The sequence below is a fragment of the Serratia sp. 506_PEND genome, from assembly GCF_001076875.1.
Taxonomy (GTDB): Bacteria; Pseudomonadota; Gammaproteobacteria; order Enterobacterales; family Enterobacteriaceae; genus Serratia; species Serratia marcescens.
In genome coordinates, this window is sequence record NZ_JVEL01000266.1 from 1 (window position 1) to 2,840 (window position 2,840).

A 2,840-nucleotide genomic window follows, 5' to 3' on the forward strand; every position below is an offset into this window, starting at 1 on the left:
TAAAGCCGATCCCGCGTTTAATTGTCATTTAGCGCTCGGGTGATATATACCCTGTGGATTTTAAATTACGATGTCGCCGCGCCGTCTTCAACCACAGCGTTTGCATGGCATCATCAGGAGGCATTAATGAAACCGGACGCACTCTCCCTGCCGCCGAACCCGAAAAAGCTCAAGGTCATCTACGGCTGGTACATTTATGTGATCTATATCCTGCTGGTTTTCAATATTTATATGGCGGTCTACAACGTCTGCGTTCGGCACCCGATCGAGGCTCCGCTGTTGTCGCTGTTTCATAGCCTGTTTCTCGCGTTGATGCTGCAACAGGTGCTCAAGAAGAACGTCGTTTTCGCCTGGATCTTGCTGAGCTATTTTATTCTGATGCGCCTGTATTACGCCAATGTGCTGCATGTTGAGTTCACGCTGGTGAGCCGTTGCCTGGTGCTGCTGATTCTGACGCTGCTGCTGACCGGCACCGTGGCCGTCGGGCAACTGGCCACGCCGCCGCAGCGGCATGACTGGCTGGCGCGGCTGGGCTGGCGGCAATGGGGGGCGCTCACCGCGCTGGCGGCCATCCTGACGCCGCTGATTACCACCGACTATTTGGGATAAACTGGGGCTATTTGGGAATATGAGGTTCGGAAATGTCTACGACACGGCATATTTTGGTGTAGTTACCCGCCTTCTCACAGATCTTGTCCGTGACGAACATGCTAAGGTAGCCCAGCAACAGCAAGTAGCCGGCCATGCACAGAATAAAGATAAGCGTTCTCACCGATAGCGACCAAACTGACAAGAGTATCACGTGCATCATAACCTGAACGAGGCGCTTTAAAAGGATTTCATGTGCGCACCGGCCGCATCGGCACACGTTCTGTAGTAACATTAAGCCACCACGCCCACCACCGGAAACGCCGATGCACCATCTGATGTTAGACATTGAAACCCTGGATATAAAACCCAGCGCCGTCATTCTGGTGGTTGCAGCGGTGTTTTTCGATCCCCGAACCGGGGAACTGGGCGCCGAATTCGAAGCCGCCGTCAGCAGCCAGAAAGACCAACCGGGCCGAACCATCAGCCTTGACACGGTCGCCTGGTGGGCGAAACAGTCCGATGAAGCGCGCAAGCAGGCCTTCGGCGGCACCGAGAGCCTGAAGCGCGTGCTGAGCAGCCTTAGCCGCTTCATCCATATGAACAGCACCGACACGGTGAAAGTCTGGGGCAACGGCAAAGAGTTCGACTGCGCGATCCTCGAACACGCCTTCCAGCAGCTGGAAATGCCCTGCCCGTGGAAATTCTGGGATACCCAGGACGTGCGCACGGTGATCACGTTGGCGGAGCTGCACGGCTTTAACCCGAAAAAGGCCCGCCCGTTCGAAGGTATGCCGCATCGGGCGCTGGATGATGCTCGCCACCAGGCCCGTTATGTGGCCGATACCGTCTCGGCGCTCTATTACCGCCAGGGGGCGCAGCGCTGACCCGCTTTGCCCCTTTTCATTTGCCGCCAGAGTCTCTACTCTAGCCCTCTTTGTCACTCGGACGTGCCTTTCCTGTTATGCAAAAGTTTCTGTTTATGCTTCTCAGCCTGGTGCTGCTCGGCCCATTAGGCATCGATCTTTATCTGCCGACTATTCCCGCTATTGCCGTCGGTCTGGGCAGCAGCGAAGCGCTGATCCAATCCACCATATCGCTATTTATTCTGGTGCTTGGCCTCGGCCAGGTCATTGCCGGGCCGCTGGTGGACAACTATGGCCGCAAACCGGTGGCGCTGGCCGGCATTATCCTCTACATGATCGGCGCCGCGATGGCGGCGCTGGCCACCAGCCCGACGATTTTCATCGCTTCGCGTCTGCTGCAAGGGGTGGCGGTTTGCTGCACCGCCGTCGTCGCCTTCAGCGGCGTGCGCGATCGCCTGAATGGCGACGACGCCGCCCGCGCTTTCGGCTTTCTTAACGGCACGCTGAACATCATCCCGGCGCTGGCGCCGCTGCTCGGCGGCCTGCTCGCCGAAGCCTTCGGCTGGCGCGCTCCCTTCTGGTTCCTGGTCGGCTACGCGCTGCTGGTGTTGGCGCTCATCGCGCTGCGCCTGCCGGAAACTCGCCCTGCCGACACCGTGCCGGTCAAGGGGTTGCCGGTGCGTCAATACGCGCGCATCCTCAGCGAACGGCGTTTTCTCTCCTTTGCGGTGGTGAACTCCGGGGCGATGGGCATGGCGCTGACCTACGTTTCTCTGGCACCGAACGTGCTGATGGGCACCGCTGGCCTGACACCGCTGCAATTCTCGCTGGTGTTCGGCGCCAACGGTTTCTGGATCATGCTTGTCAGCTTCTTCGCCAACCGCATCATCCACAAGGTCGGCCGCCCGGTTTGTCTGGCGACCGGCGGCATTTTGATGGGGCTGGGCTGTCTGGGTCTGCTGCTGGGCGTCATGCTGCTGCCCGCGACGGCGCAAGCGCACTGGCTGGCGTATATGCTGCCAGTCGCCAGCGCCTGCGCCGGATTGGCATTCGTGATGGGCCCGGCCACCAGCTACGCGTTGGAACCCTACTCCAATGAGGCCGGCGTCGCGTCCGCGCTGGTCGGTTTCGTGCAGATGGCGGGCGGCGCCGCGCTGGGTCTGGTGGCGATGGCGTTGCCGCTGCAACCCAAGCTGTCGCTGGCGCTGGTGATGCTGGCGGGCTGCCTGCTGGCGCTGCACGCGCGGCGGCTCAGCAAGCAGATTAAAGGGCAGATCAGAAAAGTCGCCTGAGCCCCGGCTCAGGCTTCGGTGGCGACCGGCACTCGCGCCGCTAACGCCGACAGCAGCTCATAGCCTAACGTCCCTGCCGCCGTGGCCACCTCAT

Annotated in this window: 3 protein-coding genes; all 3 read left to right on the plus strand. The window is 60.2% G+C overall.

The annotated features are described in order from the left end of the window. The first annotated feature begins 126 nt into the window (after nt 1-126). The 3 genes from ADK28_RS06875 (at nt 127) to ADK28_RS06890 (ending at nt 2,746) form a co-directional block, all read left to right on the plus strand. A complete protein-coding gene (locus tag ADK28_RS06875) occupies nt 127-609 on the plus strand; it encodes a hypothetical protein (protein WP_048795260.1) in 483 nt (160 codons plus the stop codon). Nucleotides 610-914: 305 nt separating this feature from the next. Continuing rightward, nucleotides 915-1,475, plus strand: coding sequence for a 3'-5' exonuclease (locus tag ADK28_RS06885; RefSeq protein ID WP_004932251.1), 561 nt, complete (start codon nt 915-917; stop codon nt 1,473-1,475). 77 nt (nt 1,476-1,552) lie between these two features. Continuing rightward, a complete protein-coding gene (locus ADK28_RS06890) occupies nt 1,553-2,746 on the plus strand; it encodes a multidrug effflux MFS transporter (protein ID WP_016927465.1) in 1,194 nt (397 codons plus the stop codon). Nucleotides 2,747-2,840: the final 94 nt, after the last annotated feature.

Coding starts and splice junctions, on each gene's coding strand:
- ADK28_RS06875 (WP_048795260.1), top strand. CDS start 127: ATGAAACCGGACGCACTCTCCCTGCCGCCGAACCCGAAAAAGCTCAAG.
- ADK28_RS06885 (WP_004932251.1), top strand. CDS start 915: ATGCACCATCTGATGTTAGACATTGAAACCCTGGATATAAAACCCAGC.
- ADK28_RS06890 (WP_016927465.1), top strand. CDS start 1,553: ATGCAAAAGTTTCTGTTTATGCTTCTCAGCCTGGTGCTGCTCGGCCCA.